Here is a 16,979-nt window from a genome sequence, read left to right as displayed (position 1 = left end):
GTGAGCCCTCTTCCCGACCTCATCCGCAGGCTCGGCAGCCAGGTCCTCACCGACCCGGCCGACCTCGTGGGCTACAGCTCGGATGCCTCCCGGGCCCGGCCCGAGGGGCTTCCCGCCGCCGTCGTCATCGCCCGCAGCAGCGCCGTCGCGGCCGCCGTCGAATGGGCGAGCAGCAACTACGTCAGGGTCTCGGTCCGCGGCAGCGGCACCGGCCTTGCCGGCGGAGCCGTGGCGTATCCCGGCGGCCTCGTCATCTCGCTCGCCGAGCTGAACAAGATCGTGGCGATCGACCCCGCCAACCGGCTCGCCGACGTGCAGGCCGGGGTCATCACGGCGAACATCGACAGGGCCGCTGCGGAGCATGGGCTGATGTACGCGCCCGACCCCGCCAGCTCCCGTGAATCCACGATCGGCGGCAACATCGCCACCAACGCCGGAGGACTCCGCTGCGTGAAGTACGGGGTCACCGCAGACAGCATCGCCGCCCTCGAAGTCGTCCTCGCCAGCGGCGAGATCATCCACACCGGGTCGAGGACCCGCAAGAACGTCGTCGGCTACGACCTGACGAGTCTCTTCGTGGGGTCCGAGGGCACGCTCGGCATCGTCACCGCCGCAACGGTTCGCCTTCGACCGCGGCCCGTCGGCACGACGGTCACCTTCCGCGCGGCGTTCCCGACCATCGCGGCGGCCGGCCGCGCCGTCACGGCGATCATGACGAGCGACGTCGTGCCAGAGGTGCTCGAGCTCATGGACCGCACGAGCGTCGAACTCGTCGAGAAGTTCTCCCCCACCGGACTGAGCACCGACGGAGCCGCCGCGCTCCTCGTCGGCCAGTTCATCGGAAGCACCGCGACCAGCGATCTCGAGCAGGCAACCACGATGAGTCGGCGAGCGGGGGCGATCAGCGTCGAGCAGGCTGAAGGCGACATCCTGCTCGAAGCGCGTCGCGTGTCGAGTCGGGCCCTCTCGGCCGAAGGCCCCCGGGTGTCATCTGATGTCGCGCTGCCCATCGCTCGCCTCGCAGACATGTTCGAAGCCATCGAACGGATCAGTGCGGAGGAAGGCGTCCCGATCCCGACGTTCGCGCACGCCGGCGACGGGAACCTGCACCCCTCCGTCATCGTGCGAGGCGACAGCGACGAGGTCTCCGACGATGCCGAACGCATCCTCGACCGGATCACCGACACCGCCCTCAGCCTCGGGGGCACCATGTCCGGAGAACACGGAGTCGGCTCCCTCAAGCACGGCTCGCTCGCCAAGCAACTGGATCCGGCGACGATGGCCGCCCACCGCCTCATCAAGAGCGTCTTCGACCCGAAGGGAATCCTGACGCCGGGGCGCGGCATCTAGGGCGTGTCTCCTAATTCTGCGTGAGTCGCGCGCCGAGGAGGGCAGCAACGGCCGGATCCGATCCCACTGGGCATCAGTCAGAACAACATCACGCGTCACCTGACATCATCCCGATCTCTGACACCGCTCCCGAACTCGGCGCATGTCGAAGCAAATGTCAGGCGAGAGACTAGCCCGGCGGTAATGGTAAGCGCTGTCCTCATTAATGACGAGTGTTGTCGGAGACTTTTCTCCGATTGAATGTGCCCACCCAGGCGGGGACCCTGCCGCGAAGGAGGTAAATGCAACGGCGCATGAACCAAAACCAGTTCACTGGGGCGACGAAGGAGTCGGGTCAGGTGAATCAAAGGTGGATTGAAGCAACTTTTATGAGAGGGCAATGAAATAAAATGAACACATTCGCGAGAAGGACAATTGCCGGTCTGGGGGTGGCGCTGGCCGCACTGCTCTTCGCTCCGGTCTTGTCATCTCCTGCCTACGCCGAGGACACCACGCCCGAGGAAGCCGTTGTAGTGACGGTGCCCATGACTTTCGACTGCTCAACCCTTACGCCAAGAGGACGCGCTTACGCGATCGCCAATAATCTGGACGTATGTGGTGTTCTCTCCCAGGGTGGATCTAAGCCCGGCACCGTCACGCCATATAACACCGTCTACGGAAACTGCGGCAGCGCAAGCGTGAGCATCTCGGCTTATGGCAGCGGAAAGGCATACATTTGGTGGGAGATTGAGTCCAGTACAGGTCCGATCATTACTTACAACACAACCCTGTACTACGCAGGCGCAGCAGGGTCTTTCAGCCGGCCATATAGCGGATGGTGGCCGGGTAACTCCGCAGACGATGTTGCCATTCCATACCTCGGCTCCGGTTGGGCGACTACACAACTTGCGGGCAGCGTGGAGACCCTCTTGGCCAGTTGCGTCATCGGCAATCCAAGCTCCAGCGCCTACCTGTAGAGGGCTTTAGCCCACAGTCGATGTCGAGAGGGGCGGAAGAATTGAGTAGTGGATCGGAACCAATGTGGGGAGTCCCGCTCTCCGTCGAGGAGGTCGCGAGGCGGAGAGCATTGCTCGACGAGTTCTATGCGCAGAACAAGCTCCCGCCCCTCTACCGGACGTCGACGATGAACGGGGGGAGCATTCGCCGTGGCACAAGCAAGGGTCCCGGGTTCGTTAGTCATCGCATTTATGAATCCGAGTTCTCTGGCAGCGGGTCGGGTCTTGAGGTTCATACGATCGAACAGGGTGGAGTTGCAGATCTTGCACGCTCGCTATGGCGACGCAGGTTCGGTGGAGACATGCCTTCGCCATCCCCCAGCAGCTCCTCTGTCGACGTTACGGTCGAAGGCGATCTCCGACCCGCGCAGGTGCTCGGTGAGAACTCCGAGGGGTGGATGATCGCAGTAAACCCGCCCGGACATCAGGTACTGATTCTGGGGACGAGCCCCACGCCTGTATCGCTTTTCCTTGAACGCGTTGCATTGCACGAAGCGGAGTAGAGCCTGACGAGAGTCCGGAACTGCGCAGACTCACTATGAGTCCCGTCCGTATGGGGATCGTCTACTGAGACAGCCAGGCCCGGCCGTCGCCACCGCGGCGAGCCGGGCCTGTTGCTGTCTCAGATGAGCTGTACGCTCCGAATCTCACAGATGGTGCCCTAATTTAGACGAGGAAGCATGCTCATCGGCTTCGCGCGAGTCTCGACGGTGGAGCAGGACGAGGCGACGCAGATTGCCAAGCTCCTGACGCTCGGCGTCGACCAAGAGCGCATCTACATCGACCACGGCTTCACCGGCAAGACCATGACGCGGGCCGGCCTCGACCAGGCGCTTGCAGCGTGCCGAGAAGGCGATGTGTTCGCTGTGCCGGCGATCGACCGTCTCGCGCGAAACGCGCTCGGCACGCTCGAACTCCTCAAGGAGTTGCACGAGCGCGACATCGTGTTCAGCCTCAACGGGATCGTCTACGACCCGAACGACCCCATGGCCAAGCTCTTCTTCACGATGCTCGCCGCGGTGGCCGAGGCCGAAGGCGGCTGGATCAGCATTCGCACACGCGAGGCCATGGCGCGGCCGAGCGTTCGCGCGAAGCTCCGCGGCCGACAGCCACGGCTCACGCCGAAGCAAGATGCCGCGGTGACCGCGCACTACGAGGCCGGCGACATGTCGGTGCCCGAGATTGCTGCACTGTTCAACGTCTCGCGGCCGAGTGTCTATCGGGCGATTGAGCGCCACCGCCTGACGCTCGTCAGCTCGAGCCGTTGACACGTACGTGTCAACGGCGCCGCGACGGAAGCACTTCCACGTCGGGACCGCGAAAGCGAGGAGGCACCGTGCCAGTTCATCGCACGACGATTCGGCAGGAATCACCGGAGTTGGCCGAAGCGGGAGCGCGACTCCTGCAAGAGTGCTTCGCGCGCATCGAGTCGTTTCCCGAGCGCTTCGAGGTGCACAAGATCGAGCCGGAGAGCCGTCTCGCGGAGGCGAACAGGTGGACCGAGGCAGTTGATCCGTTCTCCTCGCAAGTGATGCACCTTGCGGTCAGCGCGCAGCAACACCTGCACTTCCTGAGCTCGTATATGTCGACAACACACGATGCCCCCACCATGGGCGGCTACACGCTCGCCCGGTCGGCGATCGAGTCGTCAGCCGTCGGCCTCTGGCTCCTGAATGCGGGCACGCTGAACGCCCGCGTCATCTCCTCGCTACGCCTTAGTTGGCGAAACGCTGTCGACACGGAGGAGTTTGCCGCGGCATCCGGGGTCGCTGAGCCTGAGAATCTTGCAGAATTCAGGACGCGTGTTGAGGCATGTCGAGATGCGCGGAAAAGTCTCACGGGGAAATCCATCGACTGGTTCCCGCCATGGAGCAAGATCGTTCGCGAATCGGATCGATGGGGCATTCGCACGCACGCAATCACGGCGATTCAGGCGTGGAAGATGGGGAGCGGCTTCGTTCACGCGAATCGCAACCTGACTGTGCAGGTCTTGGAGCATCGCCTGGAAGGCGACGGGTATCGAATGGCGACGCGACTTTCGACGCTCGCAAAGGTCGTCGAAAAGGCCACGGACCACACCGAGAGCCTGCTCGATCATCTCGACCGTTCCGCAACAGCGCCCGGTCAGCGATCGAACTAGGGTGTGTCTGCTAAATCGTGGGCTGCTACGGAGTCAGACCTCGCGGGGGTGAGCCGGCCTGTCTCAGTGAATAGTCTTTGCCTATGACAGATCAGGCTGTGGTGCTGGACGCTCACGAAGCCATTGTCCTCTTCGAGATATTGCACCGGTGGGAAGACCAAGACCTCGACTTGCAGCTCTTCCCCAGCGAGCAGACCGCGTTGTGGGCGCTCTCAGCTGCGCTCGAGCGTGTCCTCGTGGAGCCGTTCGATCCGCGCTATGCGGACATCCTGCAGCAGGCGTGAGCGATTGTTCGCTCGCGGGGGAGCCTAGGTCACGGTTGATAGATGTCTCGCCCAGGCGATGACCGCGTTCAGGACCGCGCCAGCACGGTAGACGATGGCGAGTTTGTCGTAGCGGGTGGCCAGTCCACGCCATTGCTTGAGGTGGCAGAAGCGGCGTTCGATCACGTTCCGACCACGGTAGTCCTCGGCGGCGAATGATGGTGGGCGGCCCCCTTGTGAACCGCGCCGTTTCCGATGTCCGGCTTGGTCTGCCGGTTCCGGGATGACCGCCTTGATACGCCGATTACGCAGGTGCGCGCGGATCGCCCGTGAGGAGTATGCCTTGTCGGCCCAGACCGCGTCCGGCGTCGTTCGCGGCCGGCCGATCGTGCGGGATACCCGGAGCTGGGCCATAAGCGGCAGGAACATCGGCGAGTCCCCGGCCTGGCCCGGAGTGACTGCGATCACGAGCGGCAGCCCGCATCCGTCGACGAGTTGGTGAATCTTGGTCGACAGACCGCCGCGGGAACGGCCGAGCGCGTGGTCAGCCGGTTCGAGGAGCGGATTCTTGTAGTTCGACCCAGCCCCCTGTGTGCCGGGTGAGATTCGTGGCGTTCTGGTGCGCGCGAGCGATCGTCGAGTCGACTGACACCGACCAGTTCACGGCGCCGACGGCATCGGCTGCGGCAATCAGCCTTGCGAGCACATCATCCCAAGTGCCATCGGCGGCAAGCCGCCGGTGCCAAGTCCAGACCGTTTCCCACGGCCCGAACACAGCGGGGAGGTCTCGCCAAGCGATCCCACAGCGGTACCGGTAGACGATCCCCTCGACCATCGTGCGGGCATCGGAGAACGGTCGACCTCGTCTGCGCGTTCGGGCCGGTAGCAAATCAGCGACCAGAGCCCAATCGGCATCAGAGAGCAACTGGAAGCGCGACACGTTACCAGCATCACGCCGCGCCAGCCCCGCGTTTGTCAGACACGCCCCAGGCGGCGCAGGGGTCGCCGCCCATGCGTCGGTTCCGTTGCCCCGTGTCGAGGTGGCTCTGCCTCCCGACCGTCAATACCGTGGATGACGAGAGTCGTCCCCATCGGCGCGACGACTGAAAGGATGTTTGCTGATGAAGGTCACCGTGAACCCCGTCACGTGCATTGCCTCCGAGAACTGCGGGCGCATCGCTCCGAAGGTGTTCGGCAACCCGCCCGAGCAGGGCGGTTTCGTGGAACTGCTCGACGCGAACCCGCCGGAGTCCGAGTGGGCGGCGGTCCGCGAAGCGAAGGAGCTGTGCCCGTCGGCAACCATCTCCATCGAAGCCGACGACACGCACACGGCGCGACGCTGAGCGAAGTGCCGTTTCCCGCGGGCGTTGTTCTCCTCCCACATCCCCGCGAATTCGGGGCTCTTCACCTGTGGTGATCACACCCAGGGCTGCAGGTCCTTCTGATGGATCACGAGGTCGCACGGGGTCACCAGATGAGCAGCGAGAGCGGGGTAGGACTCCTCGAGACGACCTGTGCGCACTGGGCGATAGCCGATTCGGGTGTACCAGGCAGTGAGGAACTCCTTCGACGGATGCGACCACTCGCGCGGCACCAGAAGCTCCAGTTGCATGATCTCCCGGCCGTGCTCCGCCGCGAGCGCCTCGGCGAACCGAACCAGCTCGCGACCGATTCCGGCCCCTCGCCGGTGCGGGGCGGCGGCAAGCAGGCCGAACTCGCAGATTCGATCGGAGAGCTCGTGAATCCGGATGCATCCGACGAGCTCGTCGTCGAGGAATGCGACGGTGATCTCACCTGAACGGATCAGCGTCGCGACCTCCTCAGCCGTCGTCCTCGCGCTCTCGGGCTCCCACAGTCCCTGTTCCGCGACCTCGTAGACGCCGTTCACCAATCGCGAGAGTGTCGTGACGAGCTCGGCGTCGTCGGCGTGAGACGCCGAGAGGGTGGTGAGGCGAAGGTCGCTGTTCATTCGCTCATTCTTGCGGGTATCACTCGTCGAGCAATTCGCGAGCGGCGGCCGCGATGTGGTCGGCGTCGAGGCCGGCCCACGCGAGAAGCTCGGGGCCGGATCCGGAGCCTGGCATGTCGCGAACCGCGAGGTGCGCGAGCGACAGGCTCGTCGGTCCGGAGGTCAGGAGCGCGTCGGTGACGGCCGAGGCGAGTCCGCCTTCTGGGTGGTGGTCTTCGGCCACCACGATCCGCCCCGACGTGGCACCGACCGCGGCGGTCAGGGTGTCGGCGTCGATCGGCTTCACCGAGTAGCAGTCGATCACCCGGGTCTCGATCCCTTCCTCGGCCAGGATCTCGGCGGCGCGCAGGCAGGCGTGCAGCGTCACGCCGGCGCCGACCAGGGTCACCCGGTCGTCGTCACCGGAGCGCAGCACCTTGGAACCGCCGACCGGGAATGCCTCCCCGGACGGATACAGCACGGGGTAGGCGCCACGAGTGGTGCGCAGGTAGCTGATGCCCGGAGTGGATGCCATCGCCTCGACGAGCGCGGCGGTGCTCGTCGCGTCGCTCGGGTAGAGCACCGTCGACCCGTGCACTGCGCGCATCATGGCGAGGTCTTCGAGCGCCATCTGCGAGGGTCCGTCGGCCCCGATCTCCACGCCCGCGTGCGAGCCGACCAGCCGGAGATCGACGCCCGAGATGGCGCCCATCCGGATGAAGTCGTGCGCACGGGTCAGGAACGCGGCGAAGGTCGACGCGAATGCGCGGTAGCCGCGAACGCTGAGGCCGGTCGCTGCGGCAACCAGCTGCTGCTCGGCGATGTACATCTCGAAGTACCGGTCGGGATAGGCGTGCGCGAACTCGTTGGAGTAGGTCGAGTTGCTCACCTCTCCGTCGAGCGCGACGATCCGCGGGTCGGCAGCGCCGAGTGCGACGAGCGCGTCTCCATAGGCCTTGCGCGGGGCCACCTCGTCGCCGAGGTCGTAGTGCGGCAGCGTCGCGACGCCCGCGCCCGCGCCGGCGTCGCCACCTGCCGGCTCGGCCGTCGCGTCGATGGCCGGGGCGGGCTCAGGACCCGGGCCGCGAAGCACCAGATTCCGGATGCCGCCGAGCTCCGCGATCGCCCGGTCGGCCATGTCGGCGGGAAACGGCTTGCCGTGCCAATCGGGACGATCCTCGACCTCGGAGAAGCCGCTGCCCTTCACGGTCTTGGCGAGGAGAACCGTGGGCCGGCCATCCGTGGGAGCGGCGGCCGTGGCCAGGGCGTCGTCGATGGCGCTCAGATCATGGCCGTCGACGACGAGCACACGAGCACCGAAGGCCTCGGCACGGCGGGCATACGCGTCGAGATCCCAGCCCAGCTCGGTCGGCCCGCTCTGGCCGAGGCGGTTGACGTCGACGATGGCGATGAGATTCGACAGCTCGTAGTGGGCGGCCTTGTCGAGCGCCTCCCAGATGGATCCCTCGGCGAACTCGCTGTCGCCGCACAGCACCCAGGTTCGGTAGGGCTCCCGATCCAGGTACTTGCCGGCCAACGCGATCCCGACGCCGTCGGGCAGTCCCTGGCCGAGCGACCCGGTCGCGACATCGACCCATGGCAGCACTGGGGTCGGGTGGCCTTCCAGCCGTTGCCCGAAACGTCGGTACCCGTTCATCAGCTCGTCGTCCGAGACGACGCCGACGGACTTGAACACCGAGTACAACAGCGGCGAGGCATGCCCCTTGGAGAAGATCAGGTGGTCGTTGCCGGGCGCCGTCGGGTCATCCCAGTCGAAGCGCAAGTGCCGGGTGACGAGCACGGCGAGCAAGTCTGCCGCCGACATGCTGGAGGTCGGATGCCCCGAGCCGGCGCTCGTGCTCGAGCGGATCGAGTCGACGCGCAATTGGGCGGCGAGCTCGGCCACCGTGTCGAGGTCGATCTGGGAAGTCTGGGTGATGGTCACGGTCGCTCCTTCATGACTGCGCCGCCGACGGATGCGCCGACGACGCTCCTGACTACGATGCGAGGAATCTGTTCACCACACCCTTATTCACCCACGACCTTGATGCCGCCTGAATGCATCCGATGCGTACCATGTGTCGCGGGGTATCGGCCGCGTCCAGGGCCGGAACACTGGGCATCCGCTGTGAGTTGAGTCACTTGCACTCAAGTTTCGCGGCGCCAACTTGACACGTCGAAACGGCGTTGAGACACTTGAGTCGTCAGGGCTCAAGTCTTGACACACCGACTTCGGTCGCGGGCCAGCACGGCCGGGCCGACCGCCGATGGAGCGCTGCGGCATCCGCTCGCGAAGCCTCCAGGCAGAAGGAGAGACAACATGTCACGAGCAGTAGGAATCGACCTCGGCACGACCAACTCGGTCGTCTCGGTCCTCGAGGGCGGCGAGCCCACCGTCATCGCCAATGCAGAGGGCTTCCGCACCACCCCGTCGGTCGTCGCATTCACGAAAGACGGCGAGGTGCTCGTCGGCGAGACCGCCAAGCGCCAGGCCGTCACGAACGTCGACCGCACCATCGCGTCGGTCAAGCGGCACATGGGCACCGACTGGAAGTCGTCCGAGATCGACGCCAAGAACTACACGCCGCAGGAGATCTCGGCGCGCATCCTGCAGAAGCTGAAGCGCGACGCCGAGCAGTATCTCGGCGACGCCGTCAGCGATGCGGTCATCACCGTGCCGGCGTACTTCAACGACGCCGAGCGCCAGGCCACGAAGGAGGCCGGCGAGATCGCGGGCCTCAACGTGCTGCGCATCATCAACGAGCCCACGGCGGCCGCACTCGCCTACGGTCTCGACAAGGGCAAGGAAGACGAGCTCATCCTCGTCTTCGACCTCGGTGGCGGCACGTTCGACGTCTCGCTCCTCGAGGTGGGCAAAGACGACGATTTCTCGACCATCCAGGTGAAGGCGACCGCCGGCGACAACCGGCTCGGCGGCGACGACTGGGACCAGCGGGTCGTCGCGTGGCTCATCAAGCGCTTCAAGGACTCCACCGGCGTCGACGTCTCGAAGGACAAGATCGCCCTCCAGCGCCTCAAGGAGGCCGCTGAGCAGGCGAAGAAGGAGCTGTCCTCGAACATGAAGGCCAGCATCCAGCTGCCCTACCTCTCGCTCACCGAGAACGGCCCCGCCAACCTCGACGAGACGCTCAGCCGCGCCGAGTTCGAGAACATGACGAGCGACCTGCTCGACCGCACGAAGAAGCCCTTCGACGACGTCATCCGCGAGGCCGGCATCAAGCTGTCGGATGTCGCGCACGTCGTGCTCGTCGGCGGATCCACGCGTATGCCCGCCGTCTCCGACCTCGTGAAGCAGGAGACCGGCCAGGAGCCCAACAAGGGCGTCAACCCCGATGAGGTCGTCGCCGTGGGCGCCGCCCTCCAGGCGGGCGTCCTCAAGGGTGAGCGCAAAGATGTGCTGCTCATCGACGTCACCCCCCTCAGCCTCGGCATCGAGACCAAGGGCGGCATCATGACGAAGCTCATCGAGCGCAACACCGCCATCCCCACGAAGCGCAGCGAGACCTTCACGACCGCCGACGACAACCAGCCGTCGGTCGCCATCCAGGTCTTCCAGGGTGAGCGCGAGTTCACGCGCGACAACAAGCCGCTCGGCACGTTCGAGCTCACCGGCATCGCGCCTGCACCCCGCGGCATCCCGCAGATCGAGGTCACGTTCGACATCGACGCCAACGGCATCGTCCACGTGTCCGCGAAGGACAAGGGCACCGGCAAGGAGCAGCGCATGACGATCTCCGGCGGCTCCGCGCTGCCGAAGGACGACGTCGAGCGCATGGTGCGCGACGCTGAAGAGCATGCCGCCGAAGACAAGAAGCGCCGTGAGTCCGCTGAAACGCGCAACTCCGCCGAGCAGCTCGCCTACTCGATCGACAAGCTCATCAGGGACAACGACGACAAGCTGCCCGCCGACGTCAAGTCCGAGGTGCAGGGCGACGTCGACGCGTTGAAGTCGGCGCTCGCCGGCGACGACGATGAGGCCGTGAAGACCGCGTTCGAGAAGCTCTCGCAGTCGCAGGGCAAGCTCGGCGAGGCCATCTACGCCCAGAGCCAGACGGCGGATGCCACGGCCGGCGCCGGAGAGGACTCGAACCCGACCGGTGAGCAGGCTGCCTCCGATGAAGACGTCGTCGACGCCGAGGTCATCGACGACGAAGACACCTCGACGAGCTCAGAGGCCAGGTAATCATGACAGACGAGAACCAGATCCCCGAAGAGCCGGTCATCCGCGACAAGCGGCGGATCGACCCCGAGACGGGCGAGGTTCGCCGTCCTGCGGAGGAGGCCGAGACTGCCGAAGCAACGGAAGCGGCGGAGTTTATCGAAGGAGCTGATGGCCCCGAAGCGGCCGCCGGCGCGGACGAGATGATCGAGGAGACGGATGCCGCGGCATCCGAATCCGACGACGACGACACGCCGCTCACGGTCGACGACATCCTGAACGCGGCCACCGCCGAGATCCGGGAGCCGAGCGACGAGCACCTCGCCGACCTCAAGAGGGTCACCGCCGAGTACGCGAACTACCGCAAGCGCACCGAGGCGAACCGAGAGGTCGAACGCGAGCGCGCCGTCGGCGCGGCCGTCGCCGTGCTGTTGCCCGTGCTCGACGACCTCGACCGGGCCGAGAAGCACGGCGACCTCGAGGGCGACGCCCCGTTCTCGACGATCGCGGCGAAGCTCCGTGCGGCCGTCGAGAAGCTCGGGCTCTCGTCGTTCGGCGAGATCGGCGAGCCGTTCGACCCGCAGCGCCACGAGGCGATCTTCCAGCAGCCGAGCGACGAGGTCGACACCGACACCGTCGCCGACGTCGTCGAGACGGGCTACCTGCTCGGCGGCACGCTGCTTCGCGTGGCGAAGGTCGTGGTGAAGACCCCGCAGTGACCGTTCGGCCGGCTCGCGGCATCCGGCGAATCGGATGTCGCGAGCCTGCCAACACCGTTTTCCGCCAGACTCATGAGAGGAGGTGCCGATGGCCAGTCAGGATTGGTTCGACAAGGACTTCTACGAGGTGCTCGGCGTCTCCAAAGACGTGAGCGACGCGGAACTCAAGAAGGCCTACCGCAAGCTCGCGCGCAAGTACCACCCCGACTCGAACCCCGGTGATGACGCGGCGGAGGCGAGGTTCAAGGAGATCAGTGAGGCGCACTCGGTGCTCTCCGACCACGAGCAGCGCAAGGAGTACGACGCGATCCGGGCGATGGGCTCGGGTGCGCGATTCACCGCGCCCGGTGGCGGCGGCGCGGCAGGTGGCTTCGAAGACGTCTTCGGCACGATGTTCGGCGGTCCTGGCGGTCGCACGTACCAGCAGGGCGGCCAATACGACGACCTGCTCGGCGGCCTGTTCGGCGGCGGTCGCTTCGGCCAGCCTACCGGTGGATTCCGAGGTTTCGGCGGCCCCTCGAAGGGCCGCGACGTCACCGCCTCGACGACGCTTGACTTCATCACCGCCACCAAGGGTCAGCAGATCACCCTGCAGGCGTCCGACGGCAAACCGATCACCGTGAAGATTCCCGCCGGGGTCGCCGACGGGCAGAAGATCCGGCTGCGGGGCAAGGGCCAGCCCTCGCCCGACGGCGGCGAATCCGGTGACCTCGTGCTGACCGTCTCGGTGCGCAAGCACCCCGTGTTCGAGCGCGACGGCCTCAACCTCCGCGTCACCGTGCCCATCACGTTCGCCGAGGCGGCGCTCGGCGCGACTATCCAGGTGCCCACACTCGGGGGCGACCCCGTGAAGCTGCGCGTCACCCCCGGCACCCCCAGCGGCCGCGTGCTTCGGGTGAAGGGCCGCGGCGTCGAGACCTCGAAGGGCACGGGCGACCTCCTCGCCGAGGTGCAGGTCGCGGTGCCCTCGCACCTGTCGAAAGACGCCGAGGAGAAGCTCCGCGACTTCATCGCCGAACTGCCCGACGAGAATCCACGCGACGGGCTCATCGCGAAGGCCAAGGGCTAGGTGCGACCATGAACGAGCTGAGTCCGCTCTTCGTCATCTCCGTCGCCGCGGAGCTCGCGGGAATGCACCCGCAGACACTGCGGCAATACGACCGGCTCGGTCTCGTCTCTCCGACACGCACCGCCGGCAAGTCCCGCCGGTACTCGATGCGCGACGTCGTGCAGTTGCGCGAGATCGCCCAGCTCTCGAGCGAGGGCGTGAGCCTCGAGGGCATCCGGCGCGTGCTCGGCCTCGAAGACCAGGTGGCGTCGCTCGAGACCCGTGTGCGCGAGCTCGAGGCGGCGCTCGCCGACGAGATGCTCAACCGCCCGGGTCGTCGCGTGTTCGCCGCTGGTGCTGCAGGCGAGGTCGTCTCGATGCGCGCGGGCACGCGCGTGCGCCGCGAGAACGCCGTCGTGGTGTGGCGTCCGCTCGAGCGCGAGTAGCCCGCGAAGCAGGCGTATCGAAACCACCAGGCCGGGGATATCGCCGGCGTATCGAAAACCGCATACGTCCTGATAACACCAGGCTGCCTTGACTGGAGGCATGGCCTACCGCGAACATGCACGAACAGCGCCCCCCGGCATCCGATCGCTGATGGCGTCGTCCTCGTCAACTGCCCTCGACCGCCGTGATGCGCTTGGTGAGGCAGACGCCGTCGTCCCGAGAACGGGAATCTCGATCTACGGATGCGGGCGGGACGAGGCCGTCGTGTTCCGCGAGGTGGCGCCTCGTTTCGGCGTCACCCCGACGATCATCGACACGGCGGTATCCGAGGTGAATATCGGGCTGGCAATCGGGAATCGATGCATCAGTGTCGGCCACAAGACTCCGATCGCCAATTCAACGCTTCGCTCGCTCAGCGAAGCCGGCGTCGCCTACATCTCCACCAGGAGCACGGGGCACGACCACATCGACGTGGACTTCGCGCGGAGCGTCGGCATCTCGGTCGAGGGTGTCGTGTACTCGCCAGACGGCGTCGCCGACTACACGCTGATGCTGATGTTGATGGCGCTGCGGAACGCACGATCGATCATCACCCGCGCAGAAGCTCATGACTTCAGGCTGAATCGCGTGCGCGGCAGGGAACTCCGCGACATGACGGTCGGAGTCATCGGAACAGGCCGCATCGGTGCAGCAGTCGTCGACAGGCTGCGGGGCTTCGGCTGCCGCGTACTGGCCTACGACCGCAATCCCAAGACCACTGCGGATTACGTCGATCTTGACGAGCTGCTCCAGCGGAGCGACCTCGTCACGCTCCATACGCCACTCAGTGCGGAGACGAGACATCTCCTGGATCGTCAGCGGTTCGAGCAGATGAAGCATGGCGCGATCATCGTCAACACGGGCCGCGGTTCGCTTCTCGATACCGAGTCCCTGCTTTCCGCGCTGGAGAGCGGCAAGCTCGGCGGTGCGGCGCTCGACGTCCTCGAGGGTGAGGAAGGCATCTTCTACACCGACCGGCGGAACAGGCCGATCGAAAGCCGACTCGTCCTGCGACTGCAGCGGCTGCCGAATGTGCTCATCACTCCGCACACCGCCTATTTCACGGAGCACGCCCTGCGCGACACGGTCGAGAACACCATTCTGAATTGCCTCGAGTTCGAAGGCCGTGCAGCATGAGTCGGTGGAAGCTCGCGGTCATATTCGGAGGGGCCTCGGAAGAGCACCCCGTGTCAGTCAAGTCTGCGCAAGAGGTCGCACGAAACCTCGACTTCGGCAAGTACGAACCGTTCTTCGTCGGGATCACCAGGAGCGGCGAGTGGAAGCTGTGCGAGAGCCCTGACGCGGGCTGGGAGAACGGCAACGGCCGTCCGGCGATGCTGTCACCGGACAGAGGCGTCCACGGATTGCTTGTCCAGACGGATGGCCGATACGACACGGTCCACCTGGACGTGGCGCTTCCGGTGCTGCACGGCACACTCGGTGAGGACGGCGCCATCCAGGGCCTGTTGGACCTCTCCGGCATCCCCTATGTGGGGTGCGATGTCCAAAGCTCTGCGCTGTGCATGGACAAGTCCCTTGCGTATCTCGTCGTTCGAAGCGCAGGAATCGCGACCCCGAGGTTCTGGACGGTCACGGGCGACGGGCACGTCGACCCCGACCGACTGACGTATCCCGTATTCGTGAAGCCGGCCCGATCGGGATCGTCCTTCGGCGTCAGTCGCGTGGATCGAGAGGAAGACCTGCCGAGCGCGGTGGAAGCCGCACGACAGTACGACGCGAAGGTGCTGATCGAGGAGGCGGTCTCCGGCAGCGAGGTCGGATGCGCGGTGCTCGAGACCGACACGGAGCTGGTCGTCGGCGAGGTGGATCAAATCCGTCTGTCGCACGGCTTCTTCAGGATCCATCAGGAGAGCGCGCCCGAAGTCGGCTCCGAGAACTCGACCGTGGCCGTTCCCGCCGACATCACCGCAGACGCGCGCCTCCTCGTGCAGCAGACGGCGAAAGCCATCTATCGCGCATTGGGATGCAGGGGACTCGCACGGGTGGACATGTTCCTGACGGACGACGGCCAGGTCGTACTCAACGAGGTCAACACCTTCCCAGGCATGACCTCGTACAGCCGCTACCCGCGAATGATGGCGGCCGCCGAGCTCCCGCTTGCCGAGGTGATCGACCTGCTGGTGTCATTCGCACTGAGCGGACAACGTCGATGAACGACGACTTCGTCTTCGTGGACGAGCTGGTTCCCGGAATACGCTGGGACGCGAAGTACGCCACCTGGGACAATTTCACCGGCAAGCCTGTCGACGGATACCTCGCCAATCGGGTCGTCGGCACGAGGGCTCTGTGTGGAGCTCTGGAGGGCGCGCGCGACAGAGCGGCATCCTATGGCTTCGGCTTGCTCCTGTGGGATGGATATCGCCCTCAGCATGCCGTGGAGAGCTTCCTGCGCTGGTCACGGCAGCCGGAGGATGGCCGGACGAAGGCACGGCACTATCCGAACATCGACAGATCCGAGATGTTCGAGCTCGGCTATGTGGCCGCGAAGTCGGGCCACAGCCGGGGCAGCACCGTGGACTTGACGCTCTACCACCTGGCGACCGGCGAACTCGTTGCCATGGGTGGCGACCATGACCTGATGGATTCGGTCTCACATCACGGAGCCGAGGGAATCCCAGATGCCGAGGGCCCGAAACCGTCGACACCTGCGTTCGATCATGGAGGCCTGCGGGTTCAGTTCCTACGCGGCCGAGTGGTGGCACTACACGCTGCGGAACGAACCGTATCCCGACACCTATTTCGACTTTCCCATCACATTGGCCTCTGGGGCGCGGCTGGTAGTTGCACGGTGACGCGGAGCCCGCCATCGGCCCGGGGAGTGATCGTGAGGTTCCCGTCGTGTGCTTTGGTGATGCTCTTGACGATTGCCAGGCCGAGGCCGACACCTGCGTGGTGAACGCGTATGCGTCCGGTGCCGCGCTGGAACGGCTCGGTGAGGGTCGAGACCAGTTGCGGAGTGAGCATCTCGCCGCTGTTCTCGACCGTCAGCATGACGGACCCGGGGCCCATGGCGGTGTCGACCTGAATGGTGCCGCGCGCGGGGAGGTTGTGGACGATGGCGTTGTGCAGGAGGTTCGTGGTCATCTGCAGCAGGAGCGCATGCGAGCCGATGGCGGGGGCGATGTCCCCGCCAGTCTCGATGGTGACGCCGTGCAGTTCTGCGAGGGGAAGAAGTGTTTCGGTGGCCTCCTCTGCCAAGAGGGAGAGGTCGACGTGTTCTCGGGTGAAGGACCGCTGGTCGGCGCGGCTGAGCAGGAGCAGCGCTTCGGTGAGCTCGATCGCTCGGGCGTTGACGGCGTGGAGGCGTTCGACGAGCTCGGCATTGCCGTTCGGATCGTGGCGGGCGACGTCGAGGAGCGTCTGCGTGATCGCCAGCGGAGTACGCAATTCGTGCGAGGCGTTCGCTGCGAACCGCTGCTGTTCTGCGACGTGCGCTTCGAGCTGTGCGAGCATGGCGTCGAAGCTGTCGGCGAGCTCGCGGAACTCGTCATTCCGGCCTTCCAGCTCGATCCGGTACGAGAGTGACCCGTTGCCCGCCCTGCGTGTGGCGTCCCTGATCCGGGCGAGGGGCACGAGCATGCGGCCGGCGAGGATCCACCCTCCCAGCAGCCCGAACACCAGCAGGAAGACCAGCGCCCAGGCTACGGCCGGGACGAAGGCGCGCACGAGGTCGTCGCGGTTGGGCACGCCGCCCCCGATGGCCATGATCGGACCGTCCGGGACGTAGCGCAGGAGGAACACCCACACGACCGCGAGCAGCAGGGCACCTGCGATCATGAGGAATCCCGCGTAGCTGAGGGTGAGCTTGAGGCGAACGCTCAACCCAGGC

The 16,979-nt window shown here is 65.8% G+C and carries 16 protein-coding genes and 1 pseudogene; 13 read left to right on the top strand and 4 right to left on the bottom strand.

Annotation, left to right across the window (positions count from 1 at the left end; translation table 11 throughout):
- The 5 genes from J7E25_RS00620 to J7E25_RS00600 all read left to right on the top strand — a co-directional run bounded on the left by J7E25_RS00620 (position 1) and on the right by J7E25_RS00600 (position 4,769).
- The gene (locus tag J7E25_RS00620; RefSeq protein ID WP_214866970.1) at positions 1 to 1,350 is read left to right on the top strand and encodes an FAD-binding oxidoreductase; all 1,350 of its coding nucleotides are present in this window, start codon (positions 1 to 3) and stop codon (positions 1,348 to 1,350) included.
- Between the two features lie 389 nt (positions 1,351 to 1,739).
- A complete protein-coding gene (locus J7E25_RS00615; RefSeq protein WP_214866969.1) occupies positions 1,740 to 2,306 on the top strand; it encodes a hypothetical protein in 567 nt (188 codons plus the stop codon).
- A 719-nt stretch (positions 2,307 to 3,025) separates the two neighbouring features.
- Positions 3,026 to 3,613 carry a recombinase family protein gene (locus tag J7E25_RS00610; protein WP_214866967.1) on the top strand — a complete coding sequence of 196 codons (588 nt, stop codon included), beginning with the start codon at positions 3,026 to 3,028 and terminating at the stop codon, positions 3,611 to 3,613.
- 68 nt (positions 3,614 to 3,681) lie between these two features.
- Positions 3,682 to 4,485 (top strand): hypothetical protein, encoded by an 804-nt coding sequence (locus tag J7E25_RS00605; RefSeq protein WP_214866965.1) that lies wholly within the window; start codon positions 3,682 to 3,684, stop codon positions 4,483 to 4,485.
- A gap of 83 nt (positions 4,486 to 4,568) precedes the next feature.
- Entirely contained in the window at positions 4,569 to 4,769 is a 201-nt protein-coding gene (locus J7E25_RS00600) for a hypothetical protein (RefSeq protein ID WP_214866963.1), read from the top strand.
- Between the two features lie 24 nt (positions 4,770 to 4,793).
- Here J7E25_RS00600 and J7E25_RS00595 read toward each other — a convergent pair.
- Positions 4,794 to 5,688 (bottom strand): IS5 family transposase gene (locus J7E25_RS00595; RefSeq protein ID WP_214866960.1). Its coding sequence is split into 2 segments (ribosomal slippage): positions 4,794 to 5,336 and positions 5,338 to 5,688, totalling 894 coding nucleotides; the frame shifts between segments, so codons are not numbered across the junction.
- Between the two features lie 181 nt (positions 5,689 to 5,869).
- Between J7E25_RS00595 and J7E25_RS00590 the strand changes: the two genes are divergently transcribed.
- Positions 5,870 to 6,091 carry a ferredoxin gene (locus J7E25_RS00590; RefSeq protein ID WP_214866958.1) on the top strand — a complete coding sequence of 74 codons (222 nt, stop codon included), beginning with the start codon at positions 5,870 to 5,872 and terminating at the stop codon, positions 6,089 to 6,091.
- 74 nt (positions 6,092 to 6,165) lie between these two features.
- Here J7E25_RS00590 and J7E25_RS00585 read toward each other — a convergent pair whose 3' ends face one another.
- Both J7E25_RS00585 and J7E25_RS00580 read right to left on the bottom strand, forming a co-directional pair.
- The gene (locus tag J7E25_RS00585; RefSeq protein WP_214866956.1) at positions 6,166 to 6,717 is read right to left on the bottom strand and encodes a GNAT family N-acetyltransferase; all 552 of its coding nucleotides are present in this window, start codon (positions 6,715 to 6,717) and stop codon (positions 6,166 to 6,168) included.
- A gap of 19 nt (positions 6,718 to 6,736) precedes the next feature.
- The gene (locus J7E25_RS00580; RefSeq protein ID WP_214866954.1) at positions 6,737 to 8,641 is read right to left on the bottom strand and encodes a transketolase; all 1,905 of its coding nucleotides are present in this window, start codon (positions 8,639 to 8,641) and stop codon (positions 6,737 to 6,739) included.
- Positions 8,642 to 9,016: 375 nt separating this feature from the next.
- Here J7E25_RS00580 and dnaK point away from each other — a divergent pair, with 375 nt between their 5' ends.
- The 7 genes and pseudogenes from dnaK to vanX all read left to right on the top strand — a co-directional run bounded on the left by dnaK (position 9,017) and on the right by vanX (position 15,942).
- Positions 9,017 to 10,900, top strand: a complete 1,884-nt coding sequence (dnaK, locus tag J7E25_RS00575) for a molecular chaperone DnaK (RefSeq protein WP_214866952.1) — start codon at positions 9,017 to 9,019, stop codon at positions 10,898 to 10,900.
- 2 nt (positions 10,901 to 10,902) lie between these two features.
- Positions 10,903 to 11,595, top strand: a complete 693-nt coding sequence (locus tag J7E25_RS00570; protein WP_214866950.1) for a nucleotide exchange factor GrpE — start codon at positions 10,903 to 10,905, stop codon at positions 11,593 to 11,595.
- 88 nt (positions 11,596 to 11,683) lie between these two features.
- Positions 11,684 to 12,664, top strand: coding sequence for a DnaJ C-terminal domain-containing protein (locus J7E25_RS00565; RefSeq protein WP_214866949.1), 981 nt, complete (start codon positions 11,684 to 11,686; stop codon positions 12,662 to 12,664).
- Between the two features lie 8 nt (positions 12,665 to 12,672).
- The gene (locus J7E25_RS00560; RefSeq protein ID WP_214866947.1) at positions 12,673 to 13,089 is read left to right on the top strand and encodes a heat shock protein transcriptional repressor HspR; all 417 of its coding nucleotides are present in this window, start codon (positions 12,673 to 12,675) and stop codon (positions 13,087 to 13,089) included.
- A 151-nt stretch (positions 13,090 to 13,240) separates the two neighbouring features.
- Positions 13,241 to 14,266: a D-isomer specific 2-hydroxyacid dehydrogenase family protein gene (locus J7E25_RS00555; protein ID WP_214867775.1), complete on the top strand. Its 1,026-nt coding sequence runs from the start codon at positions 13,241 to 13,243 to the stop codon at positions 14,264 to 14,266.
- Positions 14,263 to 15,303: a D-alanine--(R)-lactate ligase gene (vanA, locus tag J7E25_RS00550; protein WP_214866946.1), complete on the top strand. Its 1,041-nt coding sequence runs from the start codon at positions 14,263 to 14,265 to the stop codon at positions 15,301 to 15,303. The genes J7E25_RS00555 and vanA overlap by 4 nt, the downstream gene beginning before the upstream one ends.
- Positions 15,300 to 15,942: pseudogene (gene vanX / locus J7E25_RS00545) on the top strand (D-Ala-D-Ala dipeptidase VanX). The gene vanA and the pseudogene vanX overlap by 4 nt, the downstream one beginning before the upstream one ends.
- Here vanX and J7E25_RS00540 read toward each other — a convergent pair.
- A complete protein-coding gene (locus J7E25_RS00540; RefSeq protein ID WP_251038682.1) occupies positions 15,902 to 16,972 on the bottom strand; it encodes a HAMP domain-containing sensor histidine kinase in 1,071 nt (356 codons plus the stop codon). The pseudogene vanX and the gene J7E25_RS00540 overlap by 41 nt on opposite strands.
- Positions 16,973 to 16,979 lie beyond the last annotated feature (7 nt).

Origin of the sequence: Agromyces sp. ISL-38, assembly GCF_018613935.1 — a bacterium.
GTDB lineage: Bacteria > Actinomycetota > Actinomycetes > Actinomycetales > Microbacteriaceae > Agromyces.
This window is presented reverse-complemented; position numbering and strand designations above follow the sequence as displayed.

Bases quoted from the DNA above. Each gene is read 5' to 3' on its own strand.
- J7E25_RS00615 (WP_214866969.1), top strand. From the start codon at position 1,740: ATGAACACATTCGCGAGAAGGACAATTGCCGGTCTGGGGGTGGCGCTG.
- J7E25_RS00610 (WP_214866967.1), top strand. From the start codon at position 3,026: ATGCTCATCGGCTTCGCGCGAGTCTCGACGGTGGAGCAGGACGAGGCG.
- J7E25_RS00600 (WP_214866963.1), top strand. From the start codon at position 4,569: ATGACAGATCAGGCTGTGGTGCTGGACGCTCACGAAGCCATTGTCCTC.
- J7E25_RS00590 (WP_214866958.1), top strand. From the start codon at position 5,870: ATGAAGGTCACCGTGAACCCCGTCACGTGCATTGCCTCCGAGAACTGC.
- J7E25_RS00585 (WP_214866956.1), bottom strand. From the start codon at position 6,717: ATGAACAGCGACCTTCGCCTCACCACCCTCTCGGCGTCTCACGCCGAC.
- dnaK (WP_214866952.1), top strand. From the start codon at position 9,017: ATGTCACGAGCAGTAGGAATCGACCTCGGCACGACCAACTCGGTCGTC.
- J7E25_RS00570 (WP_214866950.1), top strand. From the start codon at position 10,903: ATGACAGACGAGAACCAGATCCCCGAAGAGCCGGTCATCCGCGACAAG.
- J7E25_RS00565 (WP_214866949.1), top strand. From the start codon at position 11,684: ATGGCCAGTCAGGATTGGTTCGACAAGGACTTCTACGAGGTGCTCGGC.
- J7E25_RS00560 (WP_214866947.1), top strand. From the start codon at position 12,673: ATGAACGAGCTGAGTCCGCTCTTCGTCATCTCCGTCGCCGCGGAGCTC.
- J7E25_RS00555 (WP_214867775.1), top strand. From the start codon at position 13,241: ATGGCGTCGTCCTCGTCAACTGCCCTCGACCGCCGTGATGCGCTTGGT.
- vanA (WP_214866946.1), top strand. From the start codon at position 14,263: ATGAGTCGGTGGAAGCTCGCGGTCATATTCGGAGGGGCCTCGGAAGAG.